Origin of the sequence: Bradyrhizobium sp. CCGUVB1N3 (assembly GCF_024199925.1) — a bacterium.
In the GTDB taxonomy this organism is placed as follows: Bacteria; Pseudomonadota; Alphaproteobacteria; order Rhizobiales; family Xanthobacteraceae; genus Bradyrhizobium.
The window spans coordinates 8,142,870-8,159,583 of sequence record NZ_JANADR010000001.1 but is presented as its reverse complement, the minus strand read 5'-3'; the positions used below and the strand labels follow the sequence as shown (position 1 = coordinate 8,159,583).

The 16,714-nt window shown below is 58.7% G+C and carries 15 protein-coding genes and 5 pseudogenes; 11 read left to right on the top strand and 9 right to left on the bottom strand.

Going from position 1 to position 16,714, the window contains the following annotated elements; genetic code table 11:
- Positions 1 to 593 precede the first annotated feature (593 nt).
- On the top strand, positions 594 to 1,148 hold the full coding sequence (locus tag NLM33_RS38660; RefSeq protein ID WP_254103635.1) for a peroxiredoxin: 555 nt from the start codon (positions 594 to 596) through the stop codon (positions 1,146 to 1,148).
- Between the two features lie 6 nt (positions 1,149 to 1,154).
- Positions 1,155 to 1,653, top strand: a pseudogene (locus NLM33_RS38655) (carboxymuconolactone decarboxylase family protein).
- Between the two features lie 225 nt (positions 1,654 to 1,878).
- Here NLM33_RS38655 and NLM33_RS49920 read toward each other — a convergent pair.
- From NLM33_RS49920 to NLM33_RS38640, 3 genes and pseudogenes are all read right to left on the bottom strand, one after another.
- A pseudogene (locus tag NLM33_RS49920) lies at positions 1,879 to 2,037 on the bottom strand (DUF6088 family protein); the annotation flags it as partial.
- A 109-nt stretch (positions 2,038 to 2,146) separates the two neighbouring features.
- On the bottom strand, positions 2,147 to 2,491 hold the full coding sequence (locus NLM33_RS38645; RefSeq protein ID WP_254103633.1) for a hypothetical protein: 345 nt from the start codon (positions 2,489 to 2,491) through the stop codon (positions 2,147 to 2,149).
- Positions 2,492 to 3,042: 551 nt separating this feature from the next.
- The gene (locus NLM33_RS38640; protein WP_254103632.1) at positions 3,043 to 4,155 is read right to left on the bottom strand and encodes an IS110 family transposase; all 1,113 of its coding nucleotides are present in this window, start codon (positions 4,153 to 4,155) and stop codon (positions 3,043 to 3,045) included.
- Between the two features lie 130 nt (positions 4,156 to 4,285).
- Here NLM33_RS38640 and NLM33_RS38635 point away from each other — a divergent pair.
- Both NLM33_RS38635 and NLM33_RS38630 read left to right on the top strand, forming a co-directional pair.
- Positions 4,286 to 4,666 (top strand): annotated as a pseudogene (locus tag NLM33_RS38635) (transposase); the annotation flags it as partial.
- 562 nt (positions 4,667 to 5,228) lie between these two features.
- Positions 5,229 to 5,537, top strand: a complete 309-nt coding sequence (locus NLM33_RS38630) for a hypothetical protein (RefSeq protein ID WP_254103631.1) — start codon at positions 5,229 to 5,231, stop codon at positions 5,535 to 5,537.
- 704 nt (positions 5,538 to 6,241) lie between these two features.
- Here NLM33_RS38630 and NLM33_RS49915 read toward each other — a convergent pair.
- From NLM33_RS49915 to NLM33_RS38620, 3 genes and pseudogenes are all read right to left on the bottom strand, one after another.
- Positions 6,242 to 6,448, bottom strand: a complete 207-nt coding sequence (locus tag NLM33_RS49915; protein WP_371930161.1) for a transposase — start codon at positions 6,446 to 6,448, stop codon at positions 6,242 to 6,244.
- On the bottom strand, positions 6,390 to 6,608 hold the full coding sequence (locus NLM33_RS38625; protein WP_254103630.1) for a transposase: 219 nt from the start codon (positions 6,606 to 6,608) through the stop codon (positions 6,390 to 6,392). The genes NLM33_RS49915 and NLM33_RS38625 overlap by 59 nt, the downstream gene beginning before the upstream one ends.
- A 1,077-nt stretch (positions 6,609 to 7,685) precedes the next feature.
- Positions 7,686 to 8,090, bottom strand: a pseudogene (locus NLM33_RS38620) (transposase); the annotation flags it as partial.
- A gap of 129 nt (positions 8,091 to 8,219) precedes the next feature.
- Between NLM33_RS38620 and NLM33_RS38615 the strand changes: the two are divergent.
- Positions 8,220 to 9,257: an IS481 family transposase gene (locus NLM33_RS38615; RefSeq protein ID WP_254106103.1), complete on the top strand. Its 1,038-nt coding sequence runs from the start codon at positions 8,220 to 8,222 to the stop codon at positions 9,255 to 9,257.
- A gap of 75 nt (positions 9,258 to 9,332) precedes the next feature.
- Here the strand turns inward: NLM33_RS38615 and NLM33_RS38610 are convergent.
- Positions 9,333 to 9,716 (bottom strand): annotated as a pseudogene (locus NLM33_RS38610) (hypothetical protein); the annotation flags it as partial.
- A gap of 360 nt (positions 9,717 to 10,076) precedes the next feature.
- Positions 10,077 to 11,206 (bottom strand): IS3 family transposase gene (locus NLM33_RS38605; protein ID WP_254095161.1). Its coding sequence is split into 2 segments (ribosomal slippage): positions 10,077 to 10,954 and positions 10,954 to 11,206, totalling 1,131 coding nucleotides; the frame shifts between segments, so codons are not numbered across the junction.
- An 843-nt stretch (positions 11,207 to 12,049) separates the two neighbouring features.
- Here NLM33_RS38605 and NLM33_RS38600 point away from each other — a divergent pair.
- Entirely contained in the window at positions 12,050 to 12,772 is a 723-nt protein-coding gene (locus tag NLM33_RS38600; RefSeq protein WP_254103629.1) for a response regulator transcription factor, read from the top strand.
- Positions 12,773 to 13,286: 514 nt separating this feature from the next.
- Here the strand turns inward: NLM33_RS38600 and NLM33_RS38595 are convergent.
- Positions 13,287 to 13,550, bottom strand: coding sequence for a DUF3551 domain-containing protein (locus tag NLM33_RS38595; protein WP_254103628.1), 264 nt, complete (start codon positions 13,548 to 13,550; stop codon positions 13,287 to 13,289).
- Between the two features lie 510 nt (positions 13,551 to 14,060).
- Here NLM33_RS38595 and NLM33_RS38590 point away from each other — a divergent pair.
- The 5 genes from NLM33_RS38590 to NLM33_RS49400 all read left to right on the top strand — a co-directional run bounded on the left by NLM33_RS38590 (position 14,061) and on the right by NLM33_RS49400 (position 16,574).
- A complete protein-coding gene (locus tag NLM33_RS38590; RefSeq protein WP_254103627.1) occupies positions 14,061 to 14,267 on the top strand; it encodes a cold-shock protein in 207 nt (68 codons plus the stop codon).
- A gap of 638 nt (positions 14,268 to 14,905) precedes the next feature.
- Positions 14,906 to 15,130: a hypothetical protein gene (locus NLM33_RS38585; RefSeq protein ID WP_254103626.1), complete on the top strand. Its 225-nt coding sequence runs from the start codon at positions 14,906 to 14,908 to the stop codon at positions 15,128 to 15,130.
- A gap of 51 nt (positions 15,131 to 15,181) precedes the next feature.
- Positions 15,182 to 15,382 (top strand): hypothetical protein, encoded by a 201-nt coding sequence (locus NLM33_RS38580; RefSeq protein WP_254103625.1) that lies wholly within the window; start codon positions 15,182 to 15,184, stop codon positions 15,380 to 15,382.
- A gap of 531 nt (positions 15,383 to 15,913) precedes the next feature.
- A complete protein-coding gene (locus NLM33_RS38575; protein ID WP_254103624.1) occupies positions 15,914 to 16,165 on the top strand; it encodes a hypothetical protein in 252 nt (83 codons plus the stop codon).
- 277 nt (positions 16,166 to 16,442) lie between these two features.
- Positions 16,443 to 16,574: a hypothetical protein gene (locus NLM33_RS49400; RefSeq protein WP_256570584.1), complete on the top strand. Its 132-nt coding sequence runs from the start codon at positions 16,443 to 16,445 to the stop codon at positions 16,572 to 16,574.
- The last annotated feature ends 140 nt before the right edge of the window (positions 16,575 to 16,714 follow it).

Below are 16,714 nucleotides of genomic sequence, written 5' to 3'. Positions count from 1 at the left end.
AAGTAGCATGTTGTCGCCTCCTTGTTTTGGTGGGATACAACTCCGTGCTACACTCGTGCAGCCGCACTTGAAGTCCCCTCGCGAGCGTCACCAATCTGCGACGACTCGATCACCGATGCCGAGGACAGCCTCGCAGAACGTTTCTTCTCGCGGATCGCTCGCGTGATCGCTCGGCGCCCCACCCGAGCAAGTCGTTTCGACTAAGTCCAAGCACATCGAAATCGCAGCAAGCGCTTTTGCCAGAGCGAAAGCAGGTTAAGGAGAAAACACATGCCACAGGCCATGGCCGCCAAGTCCGCGTACCCATCAAGCGCCCGAATGGGAATGCAACGGCGCTTCGCGGTGTCCTCTGCGTTCCATTCACCAGATGATGTTGACGTTCGAATGTGCAGGTTTTTGTCAGGCCGCCAACCCGGCTCGCCCCACAGCATCGAAGTGCTGGTCCCTCCCCGATCGGTTCTCCGGAACTCTCAAACCAATCAGAACCTGTGTTGCATTTCCGTCAGTCTAAACCGCAAGATCGAGTGGCATGTCGATTGCTTCGATGAAGCCGGACCACCGCTTCCACGCGAAGCAACCCTGAGAGGACATACATGCTTGGAATTGGAAGTAAGTTGCCGTCGTTCGAAGTCACGGGCGTGAAGCCCGGCTTTCACCTGCAGGAAGAGAAAGGGCAGAGCGCGTTCGAGACGTTGACTCAAGAGAGCTTTCCCGAAAAATGGAAAATCATTTTCTTCTACCCCAAGGATTTCACCTTCGTCTGCCCGACCGAAATCGCCGAGTTTGCCCGGCTATCCAAGGACTTCGCCGATCGCAATGCGATCGTGCTTGGCGGCTCAACCGACAACGAATTCTGCAAGCTCGCTTGGCGCCGCGAGCACAAGGACCTGCATCACCTTCCGATCTGGCAATTTGCTGACTCCAAAGGCGCCCTTGTCGATGGCCTTGGCGTGCGCTCGCCTGAGGGCGTCGCCCATCGCTACACGTTCATCGTCGATCCGAAGAATACGATCCAGCATGTCTATGCGACCAACCTGAATGTCGGCCGTAGCCCGAGGGACACGCTACGGGTTCTGGACGCGCTGCAGACCGATGCGCTCTGCCCCTGCAATCGCGAAATCGGCGGCGAGACGCTGAAAGTCGCCTGAGGCAACATGTCAATCGAGCAGTTGAGGGATCAAATTCCGCATTCCGCCAAGGACGTCAGACTCCGGCGCCGACGATGACCGATGAGACGCTTTTACCGCAAAGCAAATACGGCCTGTTGCTGGCGAGCGCGATTGCGACCCGCAACTCAGTGTCACAGAGGCGATGGAATCCGCGGCGGCCGTCGTGATCACACCAGCGGCGATCGCAGCAGCGAAATGTGCGGCTGCCGTGATGGCGATGAACAAGGTTTACTAGCGCTTCGTTCACCTCGCATCCAATCCGGAATACAAGGCGATGCCGGTGCGGTTACGCGCGAACATTGTCGCGAACCACGTCGTGGACAGAGTCAATTTCAAGTTGTGGTCGCAGGCAGTCTTCCCGGCAAATGGTTGCGGCGGCTGCATGGACGCTCGTGAGAAAACGCTGCGGGAGGCCGGCATCAGCTCGGCGGTGGTCCAAACAGCGGTGCGCTTTGCCACGATTGTGCAGTCGGTCGCGGTCTGAATCGAGGCGACCGCGCGTAGCGTATCGGGGGTGATCCATCATTTCTTCGCTCTAGGACAAAGGGCGGGTAGGCCGACACAGGCCGGACATGAGCCGGATTGGTGCGGGCCGGAGCCGTAGCGCGGCAACCGTTTCCGCCTTTTTTACGACATGGCTTGGCGGCCTGGGGGCTGTAATCCCGATCAGGCGCGCGCGCCGAGCGCATGCCTCAACGGAAAAAGGAGTAACTTGCTTGCCGAGCCGGAGTTCGCGAGAAGCACCGGAGGTCAGATAAACCTGACGAACGGGTACCTGCGTTGTCACACTAAGGTGGTTGGCGCACGAGACAGGCGCGTCGAAGACGCGCGTTCTAAAGCGGGTAACGGCGGACACCGTTCGGTCCAAAGCCGGCACCTTCCCGACCAACGCCAGCCTCCCCAGCGAGCGCCGACCTCCTCAGTTCCATCACCTATCTCGCCCAAGCCCGCCAATTGAACTCCGACCAAACTAGCGCTTATAAGAAAATCGCTGCGAGCGTGCCCACCGCGCCGCAAACCAGCCCGATCAGTGAGCCGGTTGTAGGCACGTCGCGGAACAGCAGAAATGCGAGGATCGGCTCCACCACTAAAATCGATCCCACCGATATCGCGACAATTATCCAAATGTTTTTGAGATGCATGTAGCCGAGGGCGTATCCAGAGACGAGCAGGATGCCGCCCAACGTCACCAGCAGGAACATCGGCAGAAGCGTTGTCAGAGGCCCACTTGCCGTTCCAAATTTCTTTGAGGCAATCAATTCGGCAATTATTGAAAGGGCTTCTCCTACGAAAATTGCCGCTACCGCTACAATTTTCAACATTGAGCTCAATTCCCACGTTCAGTTTGATCGGAAAGATGGGTGTTGGGAAATTCTCCAACTCGGCGCCTTCCTGGCTCGTCCCTTGCTCAGCCGCATCCGCTGACTTGCGCCTTAGCCAGATCATGCATGAAGGCCAAGTACTCATCGAGAACAGAACGTCGCAAGGTGGCGGATCAAAGACGACAGCGCGTCCCTTTGACGGACTTCAGCCAACATAATCAAGATGGATCCGTCGCAGGCCGAGGTTGAGCCGAACGAGTGGAGCGAACCCGGTGGAAGTGCGTTCTGTCAAGCGAATCGATCAAGCGGAGCCGCTTCCGGCTGAGCGCCCGGACGCTGGACTTCGAAGGTGCCCACGGTAGGAGGCAGGGCAAAGACGACGGTTGATCAAGCTCTCATGCGCGGGTTGGCTACCGCATGACCGTGGTTTCGTCTTGGGGCTGCCTCGGTCTAGGAGCGAGCGTCGGCAATGCCGGCTCATAACAGCCACGAGGATTCCCCACCGCGCCCTGCCTCCTGCCCTGGGCACCGATATGGTCGAGCAGCGCTCGTCAGGTGGCCGGCCCGAGTTGGACTTGACGAGTGATCGCCCACAGGAAGCCGACCATCTCGCGTGCAATGGCGGTGGTGACGATCACCTTGGGCTTGCCGGTCGCCGACAAGCGGCGATAGCGGGCGCACAGCCTGACCTGGGCCTTCCAGGCGATATCGCGGATAGCTTGCGGCAGGCGCTCGTTACGGTCATGGAGCTTGCGACTGACGCGGGCTTGCATGCGATAGGTCCATGCTCCCTCGATCAGAGCTCGCCTGGCCAGCGCGTTGCCGGCCTTGGTGATGCCGCCGCGTCGGATGGTTGCGCCGCTCGAATGCTCCGACGGCACGAGGCCGAGAAAGGCCATCAACTGGCGGGGATTGTCAAAGCGGGAGAAGTCGCCGACCTCGGCAACCACCGTTACGGCGACGATGAAGGCGACGCCGCGCATCGCCTGCACGGCCTCTACAAATGGCGTCATCGACCATTGTGGCGCCAGCTCCGCGATCCGCTTGGTCAAGCAGTTCACACGGGCCTCAGCGTCGGCCACGGCATGAATGTAGTCCTGCAGAACGATCTGGCTCGCCGGGTGATCGAAGCGCACCGTGGTGAGCCAGCGACGATAAGCCAGAGTCCACCCCCTCTTCCCGGCATAGATGCGCCCATGTCGCAGCAGGAAGCCTTGGAGATGTTGTCGCGCCTTGCCGAGCACACGCATCGCCGTGGCGCGGGCTCTCACCAAGTCGCGCATGGCTTCATGCGCCGCATCCGGAACCCACACCGCTGTCAGCTCGCCACTCCGGTGCAGCTTGGCCAGCATCGCCGCATCGCGCCGGTCGGTCTTTACCCGATCCCCGGCCTTCATCGGGACCAGCGAGGGGGCCACCACGATGCAGTTGTGTCCCAGTCCCGTCAGTTGTCGATGCAGGCCATATCCGCAGGGTCCGGCCTCGTAACAAAAACTGACCTGCCGATCACTCTTGCCAAGTTTCTTCGCCAGCTTGTCGATTTGATCGGCGCGATTAGCGATGATTCCCAAGTTACGAACTTCACCGCCGCGCATCCCCTCCGCCACTGCGACCGAAATCGTCGCCTTGTGCACATCCAGTCCCACGAAAATGCTATTGTTCATCAGGCCCGCTCCCCATGCTTGAGGCTCGGCACCGGCCCATCCGGCGCAACCCTCGATGGAGCTTGCCGCGGGGCGGGCCGCCTGTCACCTCAGAGGGCAAACATAGGGTCTCGGGACTGATTAACAATAGATGTTGAGGTTTGCGGGATGTCGATTCCCCGCGAGGCCTTATCCTTCTGACGTTTCCGATGAAGAGTGGGCGCTTGTTGCGCCGTATCTGACACTTTTGCCCGAGGACGCCTCGCAGCGGACGCACGCGCTTCGCGAGGTGTTCAACGGCCTGCGCTATATCGTGAAGACCGGCGCGCCCTGGCGCTGAATGCCGAACGATTTGCCGCCGTGGGAGATCGTTTATCAACAGGCGCAGCGGTGGTTGCGTGCGGGTTGTTTTGAGGCCCTGGCCGAGGATCTGCGCGTTATCCTGCGCCTTGCGGCTGGACGATCCGCGCAGCCGACCGCCGCCATCATCGACAGTCGCACTCTGCGCTCGACACCCGAGAAAGCCTGCAGGCACTTTGCAACAATCTGCGGGTGCTCGAGCGAGACAAAGATGGTGATGCTCGACGCAAGTTCATGTCGGCATTAATGATGATTCTTATCGCTCTGCTGAACCGTCCATTTGAAGTCGGTAAGAGGGGATTGACGCCCGGCGAGTGGAAATCAACAATCGGCTCGTTGCTGTTTCTCCGCCTCCGGTGCTGGAGCGGCGGGTAACACATCCCGTCGTAACTTTCTTGCTGTCTCGGCACTTGCAGCCGCCGCAGCAACCATCCCCGTGATCCCAGCCGCCCGCGCCGCTTCGCCAGATCAGGAGCTGATGGATCTTGGTGCCAACTTTTTTTTGCGACCAACGAGCTCTTCGAGGCTGCCGACGCGAACTGCGGCGAGCGGATTGACCGCGTCATCTCGGAGACGCCAGTCCGGCCTTTCGGCCATGAGATGGCGCATCGGCGATCCGGTTAGCTATGCGATGGAGCGTCACCCAGCCGAAAAGGCGCAGCTATGGTGCAGCACCTCAGACATCGAGGCCATCCGGGACGTTCCGCAATACGATTGGTCGCTTAGAGAGGCGCGTGAGGCCGATTTTTTATGCCCTGCCGTCCGACGATCAGCTCCACCATCTCGCCGAACCGCAACCGAAGGTGCAGCACCTGTACACTCGGTCCGCGAGCGCACGGAAACAAAAGCGGGTCAACGAGATCGTTGCCGCCTACGACAGGCACAACGCGGCGATCGATCGCCTGCGCAAAAAGCACGGCATTGATGAAGCTAACCAGCGCTCCGACGATCTCAATGTAGCCTGTTGCAGGCTGGTCGAAGAGATCGACGCAAGCATGCCGGTGACGTTTGAGGGATTTAGAGCCAGGCAAAGGTTCTGGTAAATTGGCTCAGCCTCAACCGCCCCGACGATTATGAGGACGGCCCGTCATCGGCCGGCGCGCTGATCCAACAGCTCGCAGCCGTTTAGGCTCTCCCATGTGGCACTACCATCACATCGTGGCCCACTACGAACGAAAGGGGCTGTACGGGCGCCTCGTGGCCCAAATCTACCGGCCCCTGACTGCCGAATGACCGGCGTTCCTGTTCGGGAACAAACGGCCATGGGTGGCGTTTCAACCTAGCTTCGAGCTGCAGAGCAGCTTGAGCAGTTACGAACGGCCTCAGTATTTGCCCCCCGGCCAGCTGAGGCCGTTTTTAATTGGAGCTCGCTGGACGCGTCTGAAATTGGGATTCGGTTATGGGTTCATTTTGGTACTGGATTTTGACGATTGCCGTATTTGCTAGCCGGGTAATGGGGATCATTCGAGGATTGCAAAACAGGTCCATCCTCAATTGCGCCCTGTCGGCGTTCATCCCGGGTTACGGGTTCGTCTATTTCGTCGTGGGGAAGGCAGCACCTCCGCGGATTAACGAAACGGCATAAGCCGGCCTAGGCGCAACTTCCGCGCAATCGATGGCAGGCTGCGGCGATCAAAGCGGGCCGCGGGGCGCCGACGTTGATCTGCGACGGTGCGGCCTCCTTCCGGCGCTGGAAGCTATCCGAAGAGCTCGCGCGATGCGCGGCTCGACTAGGACGAATCCACATTCAGCGGAGCCAGATGCAGATTGCGGCGAGGTGGACGAAGGCGAGGAAGTAGACTTCCCGTTGGTCATATCGAGTGGCGAAGCGGCGGAAGTGCTTGAGCTTGTTGAAGCAGCGCTCGATACGGTTGCGTAGCTTGTAAATCGTCTCGTCATGCGGAATGGGGACCTTGCGAGAGCAGGTTGAGGGGATCACCGCTTCGGCGTTCATATCTGCGATGGTCTTGCAGGTCGTTGTTGTCATAGGCCCTGTCGGCCAGCACGGCCTCGGCCTTGAAGCCTTCGAGCAGGGCTTTTGCAGTCAGGTTGTCATGTCGCTGGCCGGCGGTGAGCTTGAAGCGTAGCGGTCGGCCGAGACCATCGGAGAGCATGTGGCTCTTGGTGGTCTACCCACCTCGGGAACGCCCCAATTCCTGAGTTTTGGCCCCCTTTTTCCGCTCGCGGCCTGCTGGTGGACACGAACCAGAGTGGTATCGAGCATCAGATATTTGTTGTCGCGATCTTTGATCAGTTCGGCGAACACTTTCTCCCACACACCGGCCTTGGCTGGTGCACCGCGACCTCGCCGGCCACCTAGAGACCGCGTCGAAGCATCTGAGCTACGGCAAAAAAACGCCTTCGCACTGGTTCTTTTCATGTACCAGGTGCGGAGTGAAAACCCGGATTTGGTTGTGCTGGACGACCCTATGTCGTCATTTCGACAAGAACAAGAAGTTCGCCATCCTGCACGAACTATTCCAGCGCAAGGCCAGCCTGAGGGGGCGGACCACCCTCATGCTGACTCGTGACATCGAGCCCGCCATCGATGTGATAAAAAGTACCAAGGACGTTAGAAGCAGGCGGCAGAGGCCAGCATCCAGGCCGAACACATGCCAGGATTCAACTACGACGCGCTTGTCTCGGAAGTGAACGACGTCAACGCCATCCGTGCAAATTCCTGGCCACGGACGTCGGGTAGGAGAAAATCCAGCTGTTCCGGATTTTTAACATCGACCACGACGATGACGTCATCCGCAAGTTTATCAACGAATCCTATAACATCGAAAATGAGTACGTGATGCAGCTGAACCTCCATAAGTTCGAGAGCATCCCCGAGTACGTCATTGAAGAATGCCTGCGCATGCTGCCTCCAGGCGAAACAGCAGCATAGGAGGCAGAAGAGATGTCAGGTGTCGACATCCCGGAGCAGGTCGGCCAAGCGCGAAGACAAGTATCGATGTCCTTGTTTGGAGAGACGGAGGCAGTAGCTGGGATGTAGTCCACTTGCATCTCCTCGATTGCGGAGGAAATTCTTGCTTCGGCAGATGCAATGAGCGCCCGAGCCGCTTCGGCTGCTAGCTACTTTCCGGCGCAAAATTGATGTTTTGGACAGAGTGGCCGAGGGCGTCCGGCAACGCAAAAGTCGGAGGTGACCGGCGGGGTGTTGCAGAGTCAGATGGCGAGGCTGTCTATGGGGCGGTCCGCTTTTCCATTGCACGGCCGATATTGACGATGTTGTCGGCGATGACACCGAGGCCGCCCCAACGCTTCATGCCGGCCTCGCCTTTGTAGCGACAACGGTTAAGCCCATGTCGCCGCTTGGCCACGCTGATGCGGCCCTCGCATCCGGTCCGCCATTTTTGGCCGTTACGGAACCAGCGCTTTTTCTGCTCGCACCTGCGTTCAATGCTCTTGGTCGAGCGGTTGGGGATGCAGACGCGTTTGGCGCCTTTCGCTTTCACGGCGACCTCATTTTTTGCGGAGTAAAAGGCGGCGTCTGCCGCCACGATTCGTGACGCACGTCCGAGCATCGATTGATGCGTTTCGAAGGCTGCAATCAGCAGCTCCGAATCGTGCGGTCGCTGAGCATAAACTGTAGAAGTTTCGACTTAATCTTACGACATGGTTCGAAACTGGCAGGGAACGGAGCTGCGGGCGAGCAGGAGCGCTCACCCAAATGGGCGCTCCCGCGCAGCCCGCAGCGTCTCACAGGAGACGGTCCCATGACACAAGAGCAGAAGGTCATTCGCGCGAAGGTTGGCATGCTGGAACTGGCCAAGCAGCTGGGCAATGTCAGCCAGGCCTGCCGGATGATGGGCTACAGCCGCGACAGCTTTTACCGGTTCAAGGAGCTGTACGACAAAGGCGGCGAGCTGGCGCTGATCGAGATCAGCCGCAAGAAGCCGGTCCTGAAAAACCGTGTAGCGCCCGAGATCGAGGTCGCGGTCGTGGACTTGGCGATCGAACAGCCGGCCTGGGGGCAGGTGCGGGTCAGCAACGAGCTCCGGCGTCGCGGCCTATCGGTCTCACCGTTCGGGGTGCGGGCGGTGTGGCTGCGTCACGATCTTGCCAACGTCAAGAAACGGCTGACGGCGCTGGAGGCCAAGATGGCCCAGGATGGCCTGGTGCTGACCGAGGCCCAGCTCGTCGCGCTGGAGAAGGCCAAGTCCGAGAAGGAGGCGTATGGTGAGTTCGAAAGCGAGTGCCCCGGCTATTGCGGCGCGCAGGACACCTTCTATGTAGGCAACATGAAAGGGGTGGGTCGGATCTATCAGCAGACCTTCATCGACACCTACAGCAAGGTGGCGTTTGCCAAGCTGTATGACCGCAAGACGCCGATCACGGCGGCAGAGCTACTCAATGACCGCGTGGTGCCGTTCTTCGATGCGCAGGATATCCCGCTGAGCCGAATCCTGACCGATCGCGGCACCGAGTATTGCGGCAATCCGGAGCATCACGAGTACGAGCTATATCTCGCCGTCGAGGACATCGATCACACCCGCACGAAGACCAAGAGCCCGCAGACCAACGGCATTGTCGAGCGCTTCCATCGCACTGTGCTCGAGGAGTTCTACCGCGTCGCCTTCCGCAAAAAGATCTATCCGAGCATCCTCGCGCTGCAGGGCGATCTCGATGAGTGGATTGCCGCCTACAATGAAGTGCGCCCGCATCAGGGCCGATGGTGCTACGGCAAGACGCCGATGCAAACGTTGCTTGACGCGAGTGCCCAGGCGAGGGAGAAATTGCTGCCGGCCGCGTGACGTCGGACATCAGATCTTTGTCGGACACCTGCCGCGACAAAGCCCGGCTGTCAGGTTAAGTTCCTACTTTTACACATAAACTTCATAGTCGATCACGATCTGGTTTTCGGCCTCCTGTAGTTTCACCATCTTGCCGAACTCGTTGGGCTTGCCCGCTTTGCCCTTGCAAATGATTTCTGTCGATGGCTCGAACAGGCTGAGGATCTTGCCTTCAGAGCGCGTATCACCACGGAAGACGCGCACTCTGGTCTGCTTCATCACATGAACCACTTCGGCTGGAGCGCCCGGTCGGCCGCGGCCGCGACTCTTGGGATGCCGCTTCGCCAACGCTTCGTACACTGCAGATACGATTTGTTCGTCCGCCAGCACTTGGTCGGCGTGTGTCATCCAGTCTTCACGAAGATCGCTCACGCCCTCAGTGATCAATCCGTCGCCGAAGCTCAGCTGCGCCCGCCGCATCTTAATCACGGTTCCTCCCGCGCGCTCCGCGCTTTGTCGCGGCTCTCTCGGACGCAGCAAATCGTGATTGAGCTCGCAGATCGTCTCGATGGCCTCCTTCAGCTTCTGATAATAGTCGAGCCAGCGGCGAAACCTCGGGAACCCGTTCGCGGCGCACACTGATTGCCGGGTTCGTCCGCCGGCGTAGCTCACCATCAGCACGAAGACCTGGTGAGAGCTGGCCCCGGTTGTTTGGACAGCGCCCCGCGAAAATTAAGTGGATTCCTGCCGGGTTATGCTGAAGGCGGGGCTTTACGATTTTGCTGTGGCGTCGGGAGGGCGTAAGCCCGACCAGAGCCGCAGCAAAATCGTTGGCGACGATCATGCGGCCGTCACCATCGTTTGCGCGCCGAAGTAAGCCTCGTCGGGCGTGCGTTCGTCAAGGCTCGAGTGAGGACGTCCTCGGTTGTAGAACGCCAGATATTTGGAAATCGATGCTCGCGCCTCGAGCACGCTGTCGTAAGCACGCAGATAGACTTCCTCGTATTTGACAGTGCGCCACAGCCGCTCGACGAACACGTTGTCGCGCCAGGCACCCTTGCCGTCCATGCTGATGGCGATGTTCGCGTCCAGCAGCACGCCGGTGAAGTCGAGGCTGGTGAACTGGCTACCCTGATCCGTGTTGAAGATCTCGGGCCTGCCGTGCTTCGCCAACGCCTCCTGGAGCGCTTCGACGCAGAATATCGTCTCCATCGTGATCGATACGCGATGGACCAACACCCGTCGGCTGAACACATCGACGACCGCCGCGAGGTAGACGAATCCACGTCGCATCGGAATGTAGCTGATGTCCATTGCCCAGACCTGGTTCGGCCGCTCGATCTTCAATCCGCGCAATAGGTACGGGTAGATCTTGTGGCCCGGTGCGGGCTTGCTCGTGTTCGGACGGCGATAGATCGCCTCGATCCCCATGCGCTTCATCAGCGTCGCGACGTGGCGGCGGCCAATCTGCATGCCCTCACGCTGCAACAGCGATCGCAGCATGCGCGCCCCTGCGAAGGGATAATCGAGGTGCAGCTCATCGAGCCGGCGCATCAAGACAAGGTCCTCGGCCGAAACCGGCCGAGGTTCATAGTAAACCGTACTGCGGGCAAGGTTCAGGACCTTCGCCTGGCGCACGACAGACAGATCATGGTCGCGGTCGATCATCGCTTTGCGCTCAGCAGGCCCGCCTTGGTGAGCGCGCCGGACAAAAAATCGTTCTCCAACGCAAGCTCGCCGATCTTGGCATGTAACGCCTTCAAATCGACCGGCGCCTCGGCCGGTCCGTTGTCCTGCCCAAACACTCCGGCGGCGCCTTCCAGGAGTTGGGTCTTCCAGGTCGTGATCTGGTTCGGATGGACATCAAACAATTGCGCCAGCTCGGCCAACGTCTTCTCCCCCTTCACGGCCGCCAAAGCCACCTTTGCCTTGAATGCCGGAGAATGCGTCCGGCGACTCCTCTTCGTCATCTTCGCTCCTGATTCGCGGCAAGAAGCCTCGCCGCTCTCAGGCAGAAAATCCACTCAAGCTACTGTCCGAATTTGCGGAGCCAGCTCTAAGCTTGTATTCACCGCCAACTTTCATCGCGAGCTTGATCTTCAGCAAGTCAACATCGTCGTAGGGAAGACCAACGAACGACGAGAACGTAGCCAAATTCGGCTGGCGTATTGCGAAAGACGATCTAGCGAACATCTCCGACCAAAAGCCAATCGCGCGAAGAAGCGCGGCTATCGTGACGAGCCCGATATTCACGAAACGTGATCGCACGGGGATACGTTTCAAGTTGCTCGAGGCTTCTCGGCTTAGAAGCATTCGGTACTGCCGATCCGTAGTGGTGACTTGCTATCGATGACGCTCACGTTGAGCCTGCGGGGCTTCCACAGACTGCAAGCTGATCGGCGAGGTGATCATCACGTTTAGCGCTTGGCCACTGCGCACGCTGATCTCCCTCATGGGGACTACCGCGAGCCTGACGCAACCGAGGCCGACTGTCTACTACTGGCTGCGGTCGTCCATTCTGTTCGAGCCAAGGACGTCCGGTAGAGCAGTCAAGCGCTCGCGATTGTCCAGGCGTTTGGCACGTATTCTCAAATTGGACTGGTTCTTCCTTGCTTTCTGATAAATCATTCTTGCAGACATGCCTCACGATCATCTCAATGCGCATGTCCAGCAGGAGACTCAAACTTCAAGAAGCGTGAATTACATCGCAACATTGTCACGCCGCAACATTAGGATGATTGCATTAATTGCAAAGATGGAACCGATGCATCGGTTCCCGCCACGAAATGAATTGGACGAGGAGACTATCGATCATGAGTACGAGTCCGGCAACGATTTATGTGGTTGATGATGATGAGCAGATCAGGAGCTCTCTTGAAACTTTATGCCAGGATGCTGGGATTCGAGTGAGATTGTTTGCTTCGATTGACGAATTAGCGATAGAGGACTTCTTTCATGGCCCGTCTTGTCTGGTGCTGGACGTTCGCTTTCCTGGCACATCTCCGACGGGCTTAGACCTGCAGCGCACTCTCGCCGAGTCAGGGGTCTCGATTCCTATCGTCTTTATCAGCGCCGTTTCGGATGTTCGGATCTCGGTGGAAGCGATGAAACGTGGTGCGGTGGATTTCCTGCCCAAGCCGTTCCGCGAGCAGGAATTTCTCGATGCGGTGCGGGTTGGCATCGAATTCGACCGAAAGCGACTTGAGCGCGAACACGCTGTGCGCGAAGCGCGACGACGCGTCGAGGGGCTCACGGCACGGGAGCGCGACATCTTACCATTGGTTGCGGACGGATTGCTCGCCAAGCAGATCGCGGTCAGGCTGAATGTCAGCGAGGTGACGGTGAAGGTCAATCGTGCGCGGATGATGAGAAAACTGGAGCTTCGTTCACCCGTCGAGGTGGTCAGGCTGGTCGACAGCATGAGGACAGACGTTACAACGGCACGTCCAAGCATCCTCAAATCAAACCTAGTTCACCTCCATACGCGATCGAAAGCGGCAAATCTCGACAGCAGCTCCGCATTCACTCTACGATGATCGACCACGCTCTTTCGGACGACGCATGCATGCCTAAAGTACCGGCTCTGCGCCGCCACTATGCACGCTCGAGAGCTGCACCTAGTGAGACGCGCGGCCGCCTGGCGGCCACGCGGCCGATTTTTGGCTTCAGCTCAAGTAAGACGACAAACTCATTAGCCGGTCGGCGAAGATCGTGGGCCACCATCGCACGGCTGCGTGGCTGCCGTCGAGACCACGGTTACGTGCACGCCGCGCCGTTGCACGCCTTCCAGGAGCCGGCGGAAGTTGCCGTCCCCTGGGGCACTCCTGGGCCAAGCGAACGCAGATTTGGTGGGGGGAGTGTAAGAGCACCCCTTAGGCCAAAGATCTCGTCCCGACAGGGACCGCAGCCAACGATTGGCCTCAAGATCAAGGCGGCAAAGTTGGCGCGGCATGCGCCCAACTATAGTTCGTTTCTGCGTCTCGAATAGGCATGTCTGATTTTGCGGGACTTACGCCAAGCATGCTCACCTCGCCTCGGCGGCGATTTCAATCAGCGCTGCAGCCGTCCATGTCGCTCGAACGCGTAGATCGGATTGATGCCGCAATAGGCGTTTGTGCCGGATGCGCTGGTCAGACACTGGCCATAGGTCGAGAACTGGCAATTGCCCGGATAGCCCCAGATACGTCCCTGAAGGCAATAGAGGTCCTGCGGAGCGGGGGGCACGCGGCTCCCATCCCGTGGAGCGGCGGTGGAACTCGGTCCAGGACCGACGATGAATAAAAACGCTAGCGCAAGAAAACAAAGGTAACGCATGAGAGTCTCGCCTCCGTTGAGTCTTGCCGAGGATAACGGATCCGCACGGCATGGTTTGATCTTAGTCAACGGCAAATAGCCGGCCGCGGTCGCTGCCAAGACACTGTCCGAGAAGAGGTCACAATCGCACACGAAAGCTCTCCTTGGCGTTCGCTGGCTACGGTATCTGCTTCTCGATGAGGAGCGCGCACTATTCCTGCTGCTTCGGCGACGAAATTGCATTTTTTCAGCGTCATGCAAGCCTTCGCGTTGCGGACCGGCGAAGCTCAGTGGATATGGATAGGACGGCCAGCAATGCCGAATTGGTTTCGGTGCTGGAACCGTCGGTCAACAAGGCTCGATCCCACGACTTGTCTGATCGGTCACGCCTACGTGCTCAAACAAGGCGGACGTCCCTCTCTATCGGAGCGGCGGGAGGATCGGAATGAAAAGCCTTCTTGGCACTCGTCACACTTGATGTCGGCCTCGGCCCTCGTCTAAGTTGACTAACTTCAATTTGGAGATACAGCAGTGGCAATCGGTACCGTGAAGTGGTTCAACCCGACCAAGGGATACGGGTTTATCAAACCGGACGATGGGGGGCCTGACATCTTCGTGCACGTTAGTGCCGTTGAAAGGGCTGGCCACACCGGCCTGGCGGAGGGCTCGCGAATTAGCTACGAGCCTAAGACCGGTCGTTCTGGGAAACTTTCCGCTGAAAATCTCCGCGTTGGATAGGATCTTCGAAAGGACGTCGTAGACCGAATTGATCCGCGGTGTATGGCTCTCGATCATAGCAAGGAAATAGCTCACGCGCGGTGCCGCTGAGGCTGTCCGGGAACGTAGTTGAGCCATCGATTTAAACCTTCTGGCGGTTCTGTCTTCGCAGTCAAGTTTGCGCCGCAAGTCTCAGCCGGAAGACGAGCGGGACTTCAACTTGATTTCGACACGCAAGTTTAGCGATCGGACGTGGAGCGTAACGCTCGTTTCGCTCCAACGAGCACCCGGTACTCCAGACGTTGCGCGAACTGCGCAAGGCGCCATACAGCGGCCACGCCAACACTGCGGCTTAGATGGATCGCCCGGTCGTTGGCAACGTAGACGGCGACATGAGCTCCCCAGGCGCTTTGGCTCTTGTTGAAGAGTGGGAGGTCTAGCGGGCGGTATTCGTCGACGGAGATCGTGTATGCCGTATCCTGCCAAAGATTACTTGATCGCAGCTTGGGAGCGTGTCGCCCGAATGCCGCAGCAGTTCGTAGGCGAAGTTCTGGCAATTTGCCCCGGTTTCAATGTCTGGCAGAGTCGGCGAATTCGGATCATGGGCGGTGTCGTAGCGTATCCGCCAAAATCGTTCGGGAATATCAGGAACAATATCGATGGTGCACATGCTCGAAGGCGCCTTAATGAATCCGCTGCGTGGCGCTCAATCGACGATTGACTCTGACTATCCGCTGCCCCGCCGCTGCGCGATCCGAGAGCTGACCTTCAGGGTGGAGAAACGTTCCTCACTCGATAACGCTAATTTGGAATCCATTGCTATGGAACAACGACGCCTGCGAATTTGCACATTCAAATTTGGCATTTGTGATGCGAAAGATTGAACGCTCGGGAATGTAGATGCTACAAATTACCTGACGCAAGGATAGCTTCGAATGGCAGAACCGGTACGGCCCGCGCCGTCACGAGCGACAGGCGATCCTCTGGACCGCGCAAAGCTGCTGGCCGAGAAGCTGGCGGCGTTGCTTATGGATGAAGATGTTTCCGACGCAACCTTGGCAATTGCATTTCTGACGGGCGGCGTCGTCAATCACCACGCCCGCGATGACCGCCGAGGCTTACGAGCTGTTGGATAAGATCCGCCAGCTTGAAGACCGGCTGCTGGCAAGGACGATGGAGGCTGGTCCGCGTACGCTGCAATAATGTTTGTTCGATGTGTGCGGCAATCTAGCGGGGCACTTCACGAGAATGGGTGAGGCGCATCCTCACCAACGCGCAAGCCGCGGCGGCGTTATTGATTCACGCTAGCTCAATGAAATCGGAATGCGCTTAACTATCGCAGAAAGAAACAGACCGCTAGCGAATCAAGCGGTATATATACCAGCAGACCTGCATGTGTTTGGTGTTTTATGAACGAGGATTTCTATCGGGCTCGGCCCTCCTTGGTCCGCGACATCGCTGAGCAAGCTGATCCGTTTACCAAGCAACGTCTCTTGAAGCTTGCCGATCAATATGAAGTCAGGGCAGGCAACCCGTCACGCGCTTCACGCTCTATAGCGCGACCCATTCCGCTTCCGCCTACGCAGCCACGTGGTAAGGCGTGACCGGCTATTCGCGACTGACGAGCGACGCATCAAGACGCGCATCGAACCCGCGGGCGACCTCCGATGCCGCGGGGAACGCGGATCGGCATCTCACGCCTCCCTGATCAGCGAGGCGACGTCGTCGATCTCGACGAAGGCGTCGGTCAAGAAGTCGTAGCGGGCGCCGACCACCACTCGGAGGCGGCCTTTCACGAGGACCTGAATGAGGTGAACGTCGTCCATGGCCTAATAGAGTTCTGCACGTTCTTCCTCACAAGCTACGTGGAGCAGGTGGTCTTCATGGAGTCGCTGTTCGCGCCCGCTGAACTCCAGTGACGTATGGAGATCTGGTGCGAAGAGGAAACGCGCGCCGATCGCTCCAGCGGGACTTGGATCGAGCGATCCAAGCTATCCTGGATGGTGTCCCCGGCGCTCAGCTCAGGGACAAGATTGGTGGTCTTGAAGCCCGCAAGGCAGAACTGACCTAGCTGCTGGCAAACGCGGAGGAGCCACCGCCCCTCCTGCATCCGAACATGGCGGAGATCTACCGCCAACGGATCGCTGCGCTCTATGAGAGCCTGCACAGCGAGGACGACAGGCCGAGGCGGCTGAAGTGTTCCGAACGCTGGTCGATCAGGTGACGCTTGTGCCTGACGAGGTCGGGCTGGCGATCGTGCTGCGCGGCGACCTGGCCGCGATCCTCCGGTTCGCTGCCCCGACGTCCTTTCGGAAGCCCGGGTTTTAAGCATCTTGCTTTCGCAAGAGAATCGTTGGTTGCGGGGAGGCGCAACACCCGATTGTTGCGATTGATTGAATAGGAGATTCCTAAGCTTGTTGCATGAGCGGCGTCCGACCGGGCCGCTAATTAAGAGTCAGCCCCGGGGT